This is a genomic window from Luteococcus sp. (genome assembly GCF_043424415.1).
In the GTDB taxonomy this organism is placed as follows: Bacteria; Actinomycetota; Actinomycetes; order Propionibacteriales; family Propionibacteriaceae; genus Luteococcus.
Window position 1 is genome coordinate 12,547 of the sequence record NZ_JBHWOO010000304.1, and the last position, 14,509, is coordinate 27,055.

The following is a 14,509-nucleotide window of genomic DNA, read 5'->3' on the forward strand; positions in this document are numbered from 1 at the left end:
CCACGCGAGGACCACGGCGGGAAGGGCTGTTGCGTGGACGACAGATGGCCCCGATCGAAGCGATCTCGATCAGGGCCATCTGCGACTGTGTCCGGAAGAGGACTTGAACCTCCACGCCCTATAACGGGCACTAGCACCTCAAGCTAGCGCGTCTACCATTCCGCCACCCGGACAGGTGTCGTCACCGTCACCGGCAACGCGAAGGAACACTAGCAGGCATTTCGTCACCGCGCACTTCGGACGCCGCGACGCCGCCCCCGCCGAGCGCCGCAGGCGCCTTGCGCGCCGGTGGCAGGATGGTGTGGAAGAGCCCGGCAGACGGCCGGGGGCAGCCAGGAGGGGAGTCAGGATGGCCAGCACACCGATCGGCTACGTGCCTGCCCGCAGCGTGGCCACCGAGACCATTGACGGCCGAGACTTCGAGGTGCAGCAGGTGAGCCTGCCGCACACCGTCAATCGCCACCAGGTCCGCAAGCTGCTCACCGAGGAGGCGGAGTACGGCCACTGGGAGCTGCACCGGCTGCGTCGCTACCGGGACGGCTCGACGCGTGCCTGGCTGCGACGCAAGGTGATCAAGGTGCGCTCCACCCTCGGGGCTGCCTGAGCAGGCGACGCAACCTGCGCCACGGGGTGGCCGTCAGTCGGCCACCGCCTCGCGCAGCTGGTTCGTGCCGCCGGTCACGTCGTCCAGGGCCTTGACGATCGGGGCCGGCAGGCTCGCCTGGTCCAGGCCGACCAGCTCGGAGAGCTGTTCCGGGGTCCGGGCGCCGAGCAGGGGAGCGGTGACCACGGGCGCATCGCGGACCCACAGCAGCGCCACCTGCGCGGGGGTCATGTCGAGTCCATCGGCGGCTCGGCAGACCGCGTCGGTGATGGCGCGCGACTTGCTCTCCAGGTAGGGCTCCACGAACCAGCCGAAGTGCTCGCTGGCGCCGCGCGATCCCTGCGGGGTGCTGGTGCGGTACTTGCCGCTCAGGACGCCCCGGCCCAGCGGTGACCAGGGAAAGAGCCCCATGCCGTGGGCGCGCAGCGCAGGCAACACCTCCAGCTCGGCGCGGCGTGCCAGCAGCGAGTACTCCACCTGCCCGCTGACCAGCGGGGTTCGGGTGGGCACGGCCTGCTGCCAGGTGGCGGCTCGGGCGGTCTGCCAGCCGATGTAGTTGCTGATCCCCGCATAGCGGGCCATGCCTTGGCTCACCGCATGGTCGAGCGCCGCAAGCGTCTCCTCCAGCGGCGCATCACCCCAGGCGTGCACCTGCCACAGGTCGACGTGGTCGGTGTGCAGCCGGCGCAGCGAGGCTGCCAGGTCGTCCAGCAGGGCTCGCCGGGAGGTGTCGATCAGCCGGCGGCCGTTGCGGATCCCGAAGCCGCCCTTGGTGGCGATCACCAGGTCCTCGCGGCGCAGGTCGGTGTGGGTGAGCTTGCCCAGGATCTTCTCCGCCACGCCGTGGCCGTAGGCCGGCGCGGTGTCCACCAGGGTGCCTCCGGCATCGACGAAGGTGCGCAGCATCTCCCGGGCATCCGCGGCGGAGGTGTCGCCACCCCAGGTCATGGTCCCCAGCCCCAGACGGGAGACGACCAGTCCACTGTGGCCCACGCGACGTGTCTGCATGGCCCCGACCCTAGCGAAAGCAGACCCATGAGTGTCTGGTGCGCCCGTATCCTCAGTGTCATGCCCATCGTCCTGCTCCTTCGCCACGGCCGCAGCACCTCCAACGCCGCCGGCACGCTGGCCGGACGCACCCTCGGCATCCACCTCGACGACACCGGGCGCTCCCAGGCGATGGCCGCGGGGGAGCGGCTGCGCGGCTGCCGGCTTGACCTGGCCGTCTCCTCGCCGATGGAGCGCTGCCAGGAGACCCTCGACCTGGCGCTGGACAGCGCGGCGCTGGATGTCCCGCGGCTGGTCGACGATCAGGTCACCGAGTGCGACTACGGGCAGTGGAGCGGCCGTGAGCTGTCAGAGCTGGTGAATGAGCCGCTGTGGCAGCAGGTCCAGCAGACACCCTCGAGGGTCACCTTCCCCGATGGCGAGTCGATGCAGCAGATGGCGCGGCGCATGGTCGATGCCGTCACCGTCACCAATGCCCGCGTCGCCGAAGAGGTCACCGCCAAGGCTTCTTCCGAGGCGGGCGAGGGGGTGTGGATGCTGGTCAGCCACGGCGACCCGATCAAGGCAGTCCTCTCCCATGCCCTGGGACAGTCGCTGGACGACTTCCAGCGGATCGTCGTGGACCCGGCCTCGGTGAGCATCGTGCGCTGGCCCGCCCGCGGGGACCAGGTCCCGCCGATGGTGCTGGCGATGAACACCACCGCCGGCGCGCTGACCTCCCGCCTGGGCGGGCAGGATCCACAGCTGGGCGGAGGCCTGGGCAGCCAAGGCTGAGCCCCGGACGCAGCGGCCCCGGCGCCATCGGGGGAACACATAGGCTGGAGGCATGTCGCGAATCCAGCATCGTTTCGAGTTCCCCGATCGTTTCGTGGCGGGAACCGTGGGCGAACCCGGCCAGCGCACCTTCTTCGTCCAGGCCCGAAAGGACGCCCAGCTGGTGGCGGTGGTCTGCGAGAAGCAGCAGGTGGAGGTGCTCGCCGACCACCTGGAGCGGATCCTCGACGAACTCACTTCGCTGGTGAAGGGTTCCCTGGTGGTGCCTCCCGCCCGACGCGTCGCCCTCGACCTGGAGCCGCTGGACGCGCCCCTGAGCGAGGACTTCCGGGTGGGCACAATGACCCTGGCCTGGGACGAGCGCCTGCAGGCCATCCAGGTGGAGCTGTTCAGCGTGGAACAGGACGAGTCCGGCCCGGACCTGCCCGTCGACGACCTGCCGGGCGGCATGGAGTCCTTCGACGGTCTCGATGAGGTGCTGGCCGCGGCCGAGAGCCTGTCGGTGGCGATCACCCTGGACCAGGCGCGCGACTTCACCGCCCGGGCCCGCGGCCTGGTGCACGCGGGACGCCCGGCCTGCCCGCTGTGCGCCCAGCCGGTCGACGCCAGCGGCCACATCTGCCCACGGGCCAATGGCTACCGGCGCCCCCTGTTCGCCTGATGGAGCTCGTCGGCCGCCTGGTCCAGGCCTCCAATGCCACCTTCCTGGCTGAGCTGGACGGCCAGCGCGTGGTCTACAAGCCCACCGCAGGGGAGGCGCCCCTGCGGGACTTTCCCGACCACACGCTGGGCCGTCGCGAGGTCGCCGCCCATGCCCTGAGCAGCGCGCTGGGCCTCGACGTGGTGCCGCGCACCTGGTGGGTCGAGGACGCCCCCCTGGGGCCGGGTTCGGTGCAGGAGTGGGTCGAGGCGCCCGAGCAGGAAGTGGTGGAGTTCTGCCTGCTCGGCGAGGTCGAGGAGGACTGGTTTGCCCTCGTGGTGGGCCTGGACGACCAGGACCGCGAGCTCGCGCTGGCCCACGCCGACCACCCTGGGCTTCGCCGGCTGGCGCTGTTCGACCTGGTCGCCAACAATGCCGACCGCAAGATCGGCCACCTCCTGGTGCCCGGGGGCGCCGATGGGCGTGTCCTGGGCGTGGACCATGGCCTCACCTTCCACCCTCTCGACAAGCTGCGCACCGTGCTGTGGGGCTGGTCCGGCGACGGCTTCACCGCCGAGGAGTTTGCCGTGCTGTCGGACGTGGCGGTCGCCGCCGAGCAGGCGCTGGCCGACTGGCTGCGCCCCGTCGAGGTGGAGGCCGTGGTGCAGCGCAGCGAGGCACTGCTGGAGCGGGGCAGCTGGCCCGAACTGCCGAATGACCGCTACCCGATCCCGTGGCCGGTCCACTGAGCACCCGTGCTGCCACAGGGGTGCGGACGTGTCCGTGCCGGGCTCGTCGGCGGGCGCGGCTTGGACGCAGCCGATAGCGTGGTGTCCATGAAGGCATGGCAGGCACCCAGGATTCCGCAGTCCGTCGTCGAGACGCCCCAGGCGCCCGCCCGGGTCAGGGTGCACGACACATCACGCTCACAGCTGGTCGAGGTCGGGCCCGAGCAGGGCACCGCGCGCTTCTACGTGTGCGGCATCACGCCCTATGACGCCACCCACCTGGGACATGCCAACACCTACGTGGCCTTCGACCTGCTCAACCGCACCTGGCGCGACCTGGGGCTGGAGGTCGTCTACGCCCAGAACGTGACCGATGTCGACGACCCGCTCCTGGAGCGGGCCGCCCAGACCGGCCAGGACTGGACCGAGCTCGCGCTGGACCAGACGCAGCTCTTCCGCACCGACATGGAGGCCCTGCGCGTCCTGCCGCCCGACCACTATGTCGGCGCCGTGGAGTCCATCCCCGAGGTCGTGGCGCTGCTCGAGCGGCTGCGTCCGACCGGTCTGGTCTACCAGGTGCATGATCCCGAGCACCCGGACTGGTACTTCGCCTGCTCCGAGGGTGAGGCCTTCGGGACGGTCGCGGGCCTGCCAGCGGACCAGATGGTGAGCCGATTCTCCCAGATGGGTGGCGATCCCGAGCGTCCCGGCAAGCGACACCCGCTGGATTGCCTGGTCTGGCGCATGGCACGGGAGGGGGAGCCGTCCTGGGAGTCCTCGCTGGGCCGTGGCCGTCCCGGCTGGCACATCGAGTGCACGGCGATCGCGCTGGAGCACCTGGGGGCCCACTTCGACGTGCAGGGCGGCGGCTCAGACCTGGCCTTCCCGCACCACGAGATGTGTGCGGTGGAGGGGACCTCGGCGACCGGCGAGCCCTTCGCCAGTGCCTATGTCCACTCCGGCATGGTCGCCCTCGACGGCGAGAAGATGAGCAAGTCCAAGGGCAATCTCGAGCTGGTCAGCCGACTGCGCCAGCAGGGACGCGACCCGATGGCGATCCGCCTGGCCCTGCTGGACCACCACTACCGCAGCGACTGGGAGTGGACGGCCGGTGACATCGAGCGTGCCGAGCAGCGACTGGCGCGCTGGCGCGAGGCAGTCGAGGCGGGCGCCCTGGGCGATGTCGTCGAGCTGGCGACCCGGGTGCGCACCGCATTGCGCACCGACCTGGACGCCCCGGCCGCCGTCGCCGCCGTGGACGCCTGGCTCGGTGCAGCCGGCGCGACGAACGCCACCGACGACGACCGCGCGGCCGTGCGCGAGCTGCTCGACTGCACACTGGGCATCCTGCTCTGATCACTGTCCATGGCGGCCGCAGCGCCCTGCGCTCCGCCGGGTGCCCGTTAGGCTGGTGCGTGTGAGCAAGTCATTCGAGGACCTCTTCGCCCAGCTGACCGAGACCGCACGCACACGCCCGGAGGGGTCGGGCACCGTCGAGCGGCTTGATGCCGGCGTCCACGAGATCGGCAAGAAGATCGTCGAGGAGGCGGCCGAGGTGTGGATGGCCTCCGAGTTCCAGTCCCGCGAGGAGGCGGCCGAGGAGATGAGCCAGCTCATGTACCACGTGCAGGTCATGATGATCGCGCTCGGGCTGGAGCTCGAGGACGTCTACCGCCACCTGTGATCCGAGGTCGCACATCCCACGCACATCACACCCCAAGGAGAAGAGCATGAGCGAGGACCAGCTGCTGCGCATCGCGGTGCCCAACAAGGGCTCGCTGTCCGAGTCCGCGGCCCACATGCTGCGCGAGGCGGGTTATCGCCAGCGCACCGACTCGAAGGAACTGGTTCTCGTGGACGACGATAACCACGTCGAGTTCTACTACCTGCGTCCGCGCGACATCGCCGTCTACGTGGGCGAGGGCACCCTCGACGTCGGGGTGACGGGGCGTGACATGCTGCTCGACTCGGGTGCCGATGCCGACGAGGTGATGGCGCTGGGATTCGGCCGTTCCCGTTTCCGTTTCGCCGCGCCGGGCGGTTCGGTGATGAAGCTGGAGGAGCTGGAGGGGCGGCGGATCGCGACCTCCTATCCCGGTCTGCTCGAGGCCTACCTGGGCCGGAAGGGCATCAGTGCCCGGATGATCAAGCTGGACGGGGCCGTCGAGTCCGCGATCCGTCTGGGGGTGGCTGATGCCATCGCCGATGTGGTGGAGACCGGAACCACGCTGCGCAAGGCGGGCCTGGAGCTCTTCGGTGACCCGATCTGCCACTCCGAGGCCATCCTGGTGCAGCGCCGGGGAGAGGTTCCCGAGGCGGCCCTGGACCTGCTCAAGCGTCGACTGTCCGGTGTGCTGGTGGCCCGCAACTACGTGATGCTTGACTACGACGTCTCCGCGGACAACCTCGACACGGCCACGGAGATCACCCCGGGCCTGGAGGGCCCCACGGTCTCGAGCCTCGCCAAGGCGAACTGGTTCGCCGTGCGGGCCATGGTTCCCCGCAAGGACGCCCAGCGGATGATGGATGACCTGTGGACGGCAGGGGCCCGGGCCATCCTGCTCACCGACATCGCGGCCTGTCGGCTGTGAGCGGCGACCAGACCCAGCGGGGCGGCGAGGTCGACAAGTTCCACTCCCGTCCGGCCCTGATGATGGGCGTGGCGATGTCCGCGATCCTGTGTGCCTTCGCCGCGGCGCTGTGGTTCGCGCTGGGAGACGAGCTGCGCGCCCTGTTCACCTGGCCCCAGACGGTCACGCTGCTGGTCTTCCTCGGTATCGGGGTCGCCATGATGACCGGGCTGGGACTGAGCAACCTGCAGGTCTCACGCGAGGGCATCCGGGTGCGCAATGTCTTCTTCACCCGCACCGTGGACTGGTCGCAGCTGCGGGGTATTCGCTTCGGCGAGCACGACCCGTGGGCCTACCTGGTGCTCAATCCGACCCCCGAGCACCCCGAGGGCCGCGAACTGATGGTGCTGGCCATCCAGCGCGCCGAGGGCCGTGGTGCCCAGGCCAGGCTGGAGGAGCTCGTCGCGTCGATCGGCCGGCACCGTCCGGCTGTGCAAGAGTGAGAACCATGCCTTCCATGCCTGTCCTGGTGCTCGTCGCCACCATCATCTGCTGCCTTCTCGTCCTGCTGTGGACCTTCCTGCGGTGGTCCATGGGGCAGGGCGCGCGCGTGCTGCTGCGCGGGATCGGCGCGATCCTGGTCCTGGTCGGTCTCCACCTGGCCGGCATCATGCAGCTGGCCGGCCACGGGGTCCGTTCCCTGGTCGAGTGGTTCCAGCGCTCCACCCCGCTCGGCACCAGCTCCCTGGTCGGCCTGGGCATCGCTGGCACCGGCCTGCTCTTCTGGCTGGTCGGGACCCTGATGACGTTGCGAGACCGTGACCAGGCGCGCACGGCGCGCCAGGCCCGCAAGGGCGTCCAGCCGGCAGGCGTGGGGGCCAAGGGCGCAGGGGCAACGGCCGATCCCGTGGCGCAGCCCGCCGCGGTCCGTCCGGCTCCGCGCACGGGCCAGCCCGTGCAGCAGACCAGCGACGAGGACGCCGAGATCGAGGCGATCCTCAAGAGCAGGGGCATCGAGTGAGCCGGCCTGATGTGGCCCACGGCCAGCGGCTGGCCCAGCCCAGCGCGGCCTTCGCCGGCGACCACGGGGAGGCCGACCCCCAGGTCCGCGAGGCCATCGCCGCTGCCACGGACCAGACGGGTTACCTGCGGGCCATCGTCGCCCTGTGCACCTCGCGGCTGCTGATGCCCATCGTCGCCAGTGGCGAGGACCACATGGACGGCCCTCGTCCTGATCGCCACGCCGAGATGGCTGCCGTCACCGTGACCAGCGCCACGGGGGAGCGGGCACTGCTGGCCTTCACCGGCATCGACTCGCTCCAGTCCTGGAAGCCGCAGGCACGTCCAGTGCCGTGCACCCTGGACGACCTCGCCGCCACCGTCACCGAGGCCGGCGCCAGCCACCTGCTGGTGGACGCCACTGGTCCGGTGCCCTTCGAGATCACCCCGGAGCTGGTCGCGGAGCTCTCCCAGGGCCGACGCCTGGTGGAGGTGGAGCCCGGCCAGTTCGGCTGGATGTTCCTGCAGGAGGATGGCCGCCAGGCGTGATCCCCGTGCGGATGGCAACCTGAGCCCGTGGATTTCGTCTGAGCCCGTGGATTTCGTCTGGGCCCACAGGTTCGCTATCATGGTGGGGATTGATCGCGCCTTGCGCGCAGATCGTGCAAAGTGGGGGCCTGACCTCCCACCTGAACGGCTTCCGGTCGTCAGGTCGGTAGAAGTACCGGATGGTGCCAGCTCGACTGGTCTTCCTGTCTGGTCGTCAGGCTTTCGCGTCCGCGAAAGCCTTTTTCGCGTTCGCGGGTGCTCCTGCACGCTGCGCTCCGGGACGGTCACAGGAACTCACACCTTGGAGGACACATCAGCAACGAACCTCGCATCAATGAGCGGATCCGCGTCCCGGAGGTCCGCCTGGTCGGGCCTGCCGGCGAGCAGGTGGGCATCGTCAAGATCGACCAGGCACTGCAGCTTGCTCGTGAGGGTGACCTGGATCTGGTCGAGGTCGCTCCGATGGCGCGGCCGCCGGTCGCCAAGCTCATGGACTACGGCAAGTTCAAGTACGAGAACGCCCAGAAGGCTCGCGAGTCGCGTCGCAACCAGACGAACACCATCATCAAGGAGATGAAGCTTCGTCCCAAGATCGACGGCCACGACTACGAGACGAAGAAGGGCCATGTCGTGCGCTTCCTCAAGGGCGGCGACAAGGTCAAGATCACCATCATGTTCCGCGGACGCGAGCAGTCGCGTCCCGAGCTGGGCTTCAACCTGCTCAAGCGGCTTGCCGAGGACGTGCAGGAGTTCGGCTTCATCGAGTCGGCCCCCAAGCAGGACGGCCGCAACATGCTGATGGTGCTGGGCCCGACCAAGAAGAAGACCGAGGCGCGCGAGGAGAGCAAGGTCGACCGCGACAAGCGGATGGCCGATCGTGCCGCCGCGCAGGAGGCCGACCGCGCCGCCGAGGCCGAGCTGCGTGCTCGCCACCAGGCCGAGACTGCGGCCAAGCCGCCGAAGCAGAAGAAGCGCGGCCCCGCCGACAACATGGATCCCGACATCGATCTGTGACAGACCACTGGGCTCGTCCCCGCGAGGACGCGTCCGCGCGAACCGGGCAACCGGTTCCCCCGCCGCAGCAGCCTGCGACGGGCCACCTGAAGAAGATGAATGGAGCGGCAACATGCCGAAGATGAAGACGCACTCCGGTGCCAAGAAGCGCGTGAAGGTCACGGGCAGCGGCAAGCTTTCGCACCGCCAGGCCGGCAAGCGCCACCTGAACGAGCACAAGCCGACCAGCCGTACCCGTCGTCTGTCCACGGACAAGCTGCTCGAGGGTGCCGATGCCGCCAAGATGCGCAAGCTCCTCGGCAAGATGAAGGGCCGTTGATCCACTGCTGGTCCATCCAGCACCCCCGGATCACTCCGGACCCCTCGCCGCAGGACGCGGCAGTACCACGCACTTCGGCCTCGCCAGACACCAGTCGGCCGGCCGGCACACACAGCAAGGAGTAAGACATGGCACGCGTCAAGCGTTCTGTGAATGCGCACAAGAAGCGTCGCGAGATCCTCGAGCAGGCCTCGGGCTACCGCGGCCAGCGTTCGCGCCTCTACCGCAAGGCCAAGGAGCAGGTCCTCCACTCGATGACCTACTCCTACAATGATCGTCGCAAGAAGAAGGGCGACTTCCGTCAGCTCTGGATCCAGCGCATCAACGCTGCGGCCCGCGCCAACGGCATGACCTACAACCGTTTCATCAACGGTCTGAAGGTTGCCGGCATCGAGGTCGACCGCAAGATCATGGCCGACCTGGCCGTGAATGATCCGCAGGCCTTTGCCGCGCTGGTCGAGGTCGCCAAGGCCAACCAGCCGCAGCAGACCGCCGCCTGAGCACGGCTTCCTACCCGCAGCCGGTCGTCGTCACGAACCTGTAGGGTTCTGGCATGACTTTCGACGAGCCGAGCGCACTGCCCCTGATCTCCAGGGCGCAGCAGCGCTCGGCTCGTCGTCTGTTGTCGCGCCGTGAGCGCGACGACCAGGGACTCTTCCTGGCCGAGGGCGCCCAGGCGGTGCGCGAGGCGCTGCGGCGCCCCGAGCTGGTGGAGGCCGTCATCGTCGACGATGCCGAGGTGCACGCCGAGCTGCTCGCCATGGCCGACGAGAAGATCTGCTGGCGGGCCCACCCCGACGACATGGTCCAGCTGTCCGACACCGTCACCCCACAGGGCGTGGTGGCCATCTGCCGCCAGGAGCTCGCCCATCTGGACGAGATCATCGCCCCGAAGCTGGTGGTGGTCTGCGCCCAGGTGCGCGATCCCGGCAATGCGGGCACCGTGATCCGTTGTGCCGACGCCTTCGGCGCGGATGCGGTGGTCTTCACCAAGGGATCGGTGGAGGTCTTCAACCCCAAGACGGTGCGCGCGACCGTCGGCAGCCTCTTCCACCTGCCGATCATCGTTGGCGTCGAGATCGCCAATGCGGTCGCCTACCTGCACCAGCAGGGAATGCAGGTGCTGGCCGCCGACGGTGGGGGAGCCCACCTGGACGAGCTGGCCGAGGAGCTCTCACGCCCCACCGCCTGGATCATGGGCAATGAGGCCTGGGGACTGCCCGAACGCGAGCGCAGCCTGGCGGACAAGGTGGTTGGGGTGCCCATGTGGGGACAGGCCGAGAGCCTCAACCTGTCGACGGCGGCCGCAGTCTGCCTGTACGCCACCGCCTCGGCCCAGCGCCGCGTCCAGGGCTGAGTACCGGCCACCGGTTCTCCGGGGGCCACGAGGCGCGTGACTGGTAGGCTGGCGCCATGTTGGCGCGCCGATTTCTGAGCCCCCGGCCGGGTCATGGTCGTGGGGATGCTCGTCGGCGCACGCTCGCCAGCTGATCCAGATCGACGGTCGGGGGCCACACCCCGTACTCAGCGCGCACGAGCGCGCCCACCAGCGACAGGAAGGCAGCCCGATGAGTGGGCCCAATGACAATTACGACCCGGTGCAGGTGACCCCCTTGGGCGCCGAGCAGGTCGACGAGATGGTGCGAGCCGCCCTGGAGGCCGTCGAGAAGGCCACCAGCACCGCCGAGCTCAAGCAGGCACGTCTCGACCACAACGGCGACCGGTCCCCGATCGCCCTGGCCAACCGTGAGATCGGCGCCCTGCCGCCGCAGGCCCGCAAGGAGGCCGGTGCCCGTGTGGGCAAGGCGCGTGGCCGGATCAACCAGGCGATCAGTGCCCGCCAGGAGGTGCTCGAGGCCGCCGAGCTGGAACAGCAGCTGGCCGACGAGACCGTCGACGTGACCCTGCCGGTCGCCCTGCACCCGCGTGGTGCACTCCACCCGGTCACCGCCCTGATGGACACCATGGCCGACGTCTTCCTCGCCATGGGCTGGGAGGTCGTCGAAGGCCCCGAGGCCGAGGCCGAGTGGTACAACTTCGACGCCCTCAACCTGCATCCGGAGCACCCGGCCCGCGCCCTGCAGGACACGCTGTGGCTCGACCCGGTCGAGAACGGTGTGCTGCTGCGCACCGCCACCAGCCCGGTGCAGATCCGCACACTGATGGAGCGCGAGCTGCCGATCCACGTGGTCAGCCCCGGCAAGGTCTTCCGCGCCGACGAGTACGACGCCACCCACCTGCCGGTCTTCCACCAGATCGAGGGCCTGTGTGTCGACAAGGGCATCTCGATGGCCCACCTCAAGGGAACGCTGGACCACTTCGCCAAGGCGATGTTCGGCGACGACATCCGTACCCGGATGCGCCCGCACTACTTCCCCTTCACCGAGCCCAGCGCCGAGGTCGACGTGGAGTGCTTCGTCTGCCGCGGCGAGAGCGTCGGCGACCCGTCGCGTCCCTGCCGCACCTGCCGTGGTGAGGGATGGATCGAGTGGGGCGGCTGCGGCGTGGTCAATCCGCGCGTGCTGGCTGCCTGCGGCATCGACACCGAGGTCTATTCCGGCTTTGCCTTCGGCATGGGCGTCGACCGTTCGGTGATGACCCGTAACCAGGCCCCCGACCTGCGTGACTTCGTCGAGGGCGACATCCGTTTCAGCCGTTCGCTTCTGGGAGGAGCACGATGAGGGCCCCCATGTCCTGGCTGCGCGAGCTGGTCGCGCTGCCCGAAGAACTCACCGCGGCCGAGCTGGCCGAGAGCTTCACCCGTGCCGGCCTGACCGTCGAGCGTGTCGAGACCGTCGGTGGCGAGGTCAGCGGCCCCGTGGTCGTCGGACGGGTCCTGTCGGCCCATCCCGAGCCGCAGAAGAACGGCAAGACCATCAACTGGTGCCGGGTCGACGTCGGCGACGAGCACAATGACCCCGCCGAGACCCTGGAGGACGGCACCGAGCTGCCGGCTGGTCGGGGGATCGTGTGCGGGGCGCACAACTTCGTCGAGGGCGATCTCGTCGTGGTGGCCCTGCCCGGGTCGGTTCTGCCCGGCGACTTCGCCATCGCGGCCCGCAAGACCTATGGCCACGTCTCGGACGGCATGATGTGTGCCGCCGACGAGCTGGGCCTGGGTGGCAGCCACGAGGACGGCATCATCATCCTGCCCGACACCATCGACGACCAGCAGGTCACTCCCGGCCAGGACGCGATGGCCCTGATGGGTGCCGGCGACGCCGTGCTCGAGATCGACGTCACGCCCGACATCGGCTACGCGCTGAGCCTGCGCGGGCTCGCCCGCGAGGCCGCCCAGGCGCTCGACCTCGACTTCGACGATCCCTACGCCCAGGGTCTTCCCGCCCCCGTGTCCGAGGGCCTGCCGGTCGGCATCGAGAGCCCGAACTGCTCCAGCTTCGTCGCCCTGCGGGTCGACGGCATCGATCCGTCGGCACCCAGCCCCCAGTGGATGACCCAGCGTCTGGAGCGAGCCGGGATGCGCGCCATCTCGCTGCCGGTCGACGTCACAAACTACGTGATGCTCGAGTCCGGCCAGCCCCTGCACGCCTATGACGCCTCCCTGCTGCAGGGTGGCATCGTGGTCCGTCAGGCCCGCGACGGCGAGACGCTGGTCACCCTGGACGATGTGACCCGCACCCTGGTTGCCGACGACATGCTGATCACCGACGACTCGGGCCCGATCGGTCTGGCCGGCGTCATGGGCGGGCAGAGCACCGAGGTCTCCGAGAAGACGACCTCGATCGTGCTCGAGGCTGCCCACTTCGACGCGCTGGCGATCGGCCGCGCCCACCGTCGGCACAAGCTGCCCAGCGAGGCATCCCGCCGCTTCGAGCGGGGAGTGGACTCCAACCTCGGCCTGGCCGCGGCCGAGCGCGCCGCACAGCTTCTGGTCGAGCACGGGGGTGGGTCTGTGGTCGAGGGCCGCACCGTCGTGGGAGGTCCTGCCGAGATGCCGCAGCAGCAGATCGCCGAGGACCTGCCCGCACGCGTCCTGGGAGCCGAGGTCTCCGGTGACGAGGTCGTCGGGATCCTCGAGCGTTCCGGCGTGCAGGTTTCGCGCGCCGACGGCCGGCTCACGCTGGTACCGCCCACTTGGCGTCCCGACCTGGTCGACCCCTATGACTACGTGGAGGAGGTCGGCCGCAAGATCGGCTTCGACCGCATCGACTCGCTGCTGCCCTCGGCCCCGATGGGTCGTGGCCTGACGGCGGAGCAGCGTGGCCGTCGTGCCGTGCTGCGGTCAGTCGTCGACCTGGGCTTCGTCGAGCTGATCAGCCTGCCCTTCACCAGCGAGTCCGAGATGGCCAAGCTGGTGCCCGACGAGGCGGATCCGCGTCGCCAGCTGGTCAGGCTCGCCAATCCGCTGGACGACACCCACGCCCACCTGCGTTCGACGCTGCTGCCGGGGCTCTTCCAGGCCGTGGCCCGCAACACCTCGCGCAGCCAGGACGACATCGCGGTCTTCGAGTGCGGCCGGGTCTTCGGCCGGGGCAGCGGGGCCGTTGCGCCGCGCCCGAGCGTCGCGCACCGTCCCAGCGACGAGGAACTGGCCGGTCTGGAGGCGGCCCTGCCCGAGCAGGCCGTCGCCGTCGCAGGAGTGCTGGCCGGCAACTGGCTGCCCGCGGCCTGGAACCACCCGGCTGTTCCGGCGGGTTGGACCCAGGCCATCGCGCTGGCGGAGGCTGCGGCCGAGTCGGTCGGCATCACCCTGACCCGTCGTGCGGCCCAGGTGATGCCCTGGCATCCCGGCCGGTGTGCCGAACTGGTGGCCAATGGCACCTCGATCGGCTTTGCCGGTGAGCTCCACCCGAGCGTCGTCAAGGCCTTCGGCCTGCCGGCGCGCACCTGTGCGGTGGAGTTCGACCTGGGTTGCCTGCTGGCCCAGGCCCCCTCGGCGGGGTCGATCGCCTCGCTGTCCAGCTTCCCGCTGGCCAAGGAGGACGTGGCCCTGGTCGTCGAGGAGCAGACGCCTGCCGCCGAGGTGCGCCAGGCCCTGGTGGAAGGTGCCGGGGAGCTGCTGGAGAGCTGCGAGCTCTTCGACATCTACCGTGGCCCACAGGTCGGTGAGGGCAAGAAGTCGCTGGCCTTCTCGCTGCACTTCCGGGCTCCCGACCGCACCCTGAAGGACAAGGAGAGTGCCGCCGCCCGCGACGCGGCAGTGGCCGTGGCCGCCGAGCGTTTCGGGGCCGTCCAGCGCGCCTGACCCGGTCCGCGACGGAGCGAGGGCCGCAATCCCCATCAGGGGGTTGCGGCCCTCGTCAGGTCCGGCTGGCGCGTGGCGCCTGGCTGTTGGCGGTCACA

Annotated in this window: 17 protein-coding genes and 1 tRNA gene; 16 read left to right on the forward strand and 2 right to left on the reverse strand. The window is 69.7% G+C overall.

From position 1 onward, the window contains the following. Nucleotides 1–88: 88 nt before the first annotated feature. Nucleotides 89–173, reverse strand: a tRNA-Leu gene (locus tag ACHFFZ_RS16970). A gap of 176 nt (nt 174–349) precedes the next feature. On the opposite strand from ACHFFZ_RS16970, the gene ACHFFZ_RS16975 reads away from it, so the two are divergent. After that, the gene (locus ACHFFZ_RS16975) at nt 350–604 is read left to right on the forward strand and encodes a DUF5703 family protein (RefSeq protein WP_394277770.1); all 255 of its coding nucleotides are present in this window, start codon (nt 350–352) and stop codon (nt 602–604) included. Between the two features lie 33 nt (nt 605–637). Here the strand turns inward: ACHFFZ_RS16975 and ACHFFZ_RS16980 are convergent, their stop codons facing one another. Beyond that, nucleotides 638–1,612 carry an aldo/keto reductase gene (locus ACHFFZ_RS16980; RefSeq protein ID WP_394277771.1) on the reverse strand — a complete coding sequence of 325 codons (975 nt, stop codon included), beginning with the start codon at nt 1,610–1,612 and terminating at the stop codon, nt 638–640. Between the two features lie 60 nt (nt 1,613–1,672). Between ACHFFZ_RS16980 and ACHFFZ_RS16985 the strand changes: the two genes are divergently transcribed. From ACHFFZ_RS16985 to pheT, 15 genes are all read left to right on the forward strand, one after another. Beyond that, nucleotides 1,673–2,386 (forward strand): MSMEG_4193 family putative phosphomutase, encoded by a 714-nt coding sequence (locus ACHFFZ_RS16985; protein ID WP_394277772.1) that lies wholly within the window; start codon nt 1,673–1,675, stop codon nt 2,384–2,386. A gap of 52 nt (nt 2,387–2,438) precedes the next feature. After that, nucleotides 2,439–3,047, forward strand: a complete 609-nt coding sequence (locus ACHFFZ_RS16990) for a DUF3090 domain-containing protein (RefSeq protein ID WP_394277773.1) — start codon at nt 2,439–2,441, stop codon at nt 3,045–3,047. Next, nucleotides 3,047–3,775, forward strand: coding sequence for an SCO1664 family protein (locus ACHFFZ_RS16995; protein ID WP_394277774.1), 729 nt, complete (start codon nt 3,047–3,049; stop codon nt 3,773–3,775). Before ACHFFZ_RS16990 ends, ACHFFZ_RS16995 begins: the two co-directional genes overlap by 1 nt. Nucleotides 3,776–3,862: 87 nt before the next feature. Next, nucleotides 3,863–5,110: a cysteine--1-D-myo-inosityl 2-amino-2-deoxy-alpha-D-glucopyranoside ligase gene (gene mshC, locus ACHFFZ_RS17000; protein WP_394277775.1), complete on the forward strand. Its 1,248-nt coding sequence runs from the start codon at nt 3,863–3,865 to the stop codon at nt 5,108–5,110. A gap of 61 nt (nt 5,111–5,171) precedes the next feature. Beyond that, complete coding sequence (locus ACHFFZ_RS17005) at nt 5,172–5,438, forward strand: phosphoribosyl-ATP diphosphatase (protein ID WP_394277776.1); 267 nt, start codon at nt 5,172–5,174, stop codon at nt 5,436–5,438. A gap of 46 nt (nt 5,439–5,484) precedes the next feature. Further along, nucleotides 5,485–6,345: an ATP phosphoribosyltransferase gene (gene hisG, locus ACHFFZ_RS17010; RefSeq protein ID WP_394277777.1), complete on the forward strand. Its 861-nt coding sequence runs from the start codon at nt 5,485–5,487 to the stop codon at nt 6,343–6,345. Continuing rightward, nucleotides 6,342–6,827, forward strand: coding sequence for a PH domain-containing protein (locus ACHFFZ_RS17015; protein WP_394277778.1), 486 nt, complete (start codon nt 6,342–6,344; stop codon nt 6,825–6,827). The genes hisG and ACHFFZ_RS17015 overlap by 4 nt, the downstream gene beginning before the upstream one ends. 5 nt (nt 6,828–6,832) lie before the next feature. Next, complete coding sequence (locus tag ACHFFZ_RS17020; protein WP_394277779.1) at nt 6,833–7,345, forward strand: hypothetical protein; 513 nt, start codon at nt 6,833–6,835, stop codon at nt 7,343–7,345. After that, the gene (locus ACHFFZ_RS17025) at nt 7,342–7,872 is read left to right on the forward strand and encodes an SseB family protein (protein ID WP_394277780.1); all 531 of its coding nucleotides are present in this window, start codon (nt 7,342–7,344) and stop codon (nt 7,870–7,872) included. Before ACHFFZ_RS17020 ends, ACHFFZ_RS17025 begins: the two co-directional genes overlap by 4 nt. A gap of 255 nt (nt 7,873–8,127) precedes the next feature. Then, nucleotides 8,128–8,886, forward strand: coding sequence for a translation initiation factor IF-3 (gene infC, locus ACHFFZ_RS17030; RefSeq protein WP_394277781.1), 759 nt, complete (start codon nt 8,128–8,130; stop codon nt 8,884–8,886). A gap of 112 nt (nt 8,887–8,998) precedes the next feature. Next, nucleotides 8,999–9,205 (forward strand): 50S ribosomal protein L35, encoded by a 207-nt coding sequence (rpmI, locus tag ACHFFZ_RS17035; RefSeq protein ID WP_394277782.1) that lies wholly within the window; start codon nt 8,999–9,001, stop codon nt 9,203–9,205. A gap of 128 nt (nt 9,206–9,333) precedes the next feature. Beyond that, entirely contained in the window at nt 9,334–9,705 is a 372-nt protein-coding gene (gene rplT, locus ACHFFZ_RS17040) for a 50S ribosomal protein L20 (RefSeq protein ID WP_394277783.1), read from the forward strand. Between the two features lie 53 nt (nt 9,706–9,758). Continuing rightward, a complete protein-coding gene (locus tag ACHFFZ_RS17045; RefSeq protein WP_394277784.1) occupies nt 9,759–10,562 on the forward strand; it encodes a TrmH family RNA methyltransferase in 804 nt (267 codons plus the stop codon). Nucleotides 10,563–10,773: 211 nt separating this feature from the next. Next, the gene (gene pheS, locus ACHFFZ_RS17050) at nt 10,774–11,886 is read left to right on the forward strand and encodes a phenylalanine--tRNA ligase subunit alpha (RefSeq protein WP_394277785.1); all 1,113 of its coding nucleotides are present in this window, start codon (nt 10,774–10,776) and stop codon (nt 11,884–11,886) included. Then, nucleotides 11,883–14,411, forward strand: a complete 2,529-nt coding sequence (gene pheT, locus ACHFFZ_RS17055; RefSeq protein WP_394277786.1) for a phenylalanine--tRNA ligase subunit beta — start codon at nt 11,883–11,885, stop codon at nt 14,409–14,411. Before pheS ends, pheT begins: the two co-directional genes overlap by 4 nt. The last annotated feature ends 98 nt before the right edge of the window (nt 14,412–14,509 follow it).

Bases quoted from the DNA above. Each gene is read 5' to 3' on its own strand.
- ACHFFZ_RS16975 (WP_394277770.1), top strand. From the start codon at position 350: ATGGCCAGCACACCGATCGGCTACGTGCCTGCCCGCAGCGTGGCCACC.
- ACHFFZ_RS16980 (WP_394277771.1), bottom strand. From the start codon at position 1,612: ATGCAGACACGTCGCGTGGGCCACAGTGGACTGGTCGTCTCCCGTCTG.
- ACHFFZ_RS16985 (WP_394277772.1), top strand. From the start codon at position 1,673: ATGCCCATCGTCCTGCTCCTTCGCCACGGCCGCAGCACCTCCAACGCC.
- ACHFFZ_RS16990 (WP_394277773.1), top strand. From the start codon at position 2,439: ATGTCGCGAATCCAGCATCGTTTCGAGTTCCCCGATCGTTTCGTGGCG.
- ACHFFZ_RS16995 (WP_394277774.1), top strand. From the start codon at position 3,047: ATGGAGCTCGTCGGCCGCCTGGTCCAGGCCTCCAATGCCACCTTCCTG.
- mshC (WP_394277775.1), top strand. From the start codon at position 3,863: ATGAAGGCATGGCAGGCACCCAGGATTCCGCAGTCCGTCGTCGAGACG.
- hisG (WP_394277777.1), top strand. From the start codon at position 5,485: ATGAGCGAGGACCAGCTGCTGCGCATCGCGGTGCCCAACAAGGGCTCG.
- ACHFFZ_RS17020 (WP_394277779.1), top strand. From the start codon at position 6,833: ATGCCTTCCATGCCTGTCCTGGTGCTCGTCGCCACCATCATCTGCTGC.
- rpmI (WP_394277782.1), top strand. From the start codon at position 8,999: ATGCCGAAGATGAAGACGCACTCCGGTGCCAAGAAGCGCGTGAAGGTC.
- rplT (WP_394277783.1), top strand. From the start codon at position 9,334: ATGGCACGCGTCAAGCGTTCTGTGAATGCGCACAAGAAGCGTCGCGAG.
- ACHFFZ_RS17045 (WP_394277784.1), top strand. From the start codon at position 9,759: ATGACTTTCGACGAGCCGAGCGCACTGCCCCTGATCTCCAGGGCGCAG.
- pheS (WP_394277785.1), top strand. From the start codon at position 10,774: ATGAGTGGGCCCAATGACAATTACGACCCGGTGCAGGTGACCCCCTTG.
- pheT (WP_394277786.1), top strand. From the start codon at position 11,883: ATGAGGGCCCCCATGTCCTGGCTGCGCGAGCTGGTCGCGCTGCCCGAA.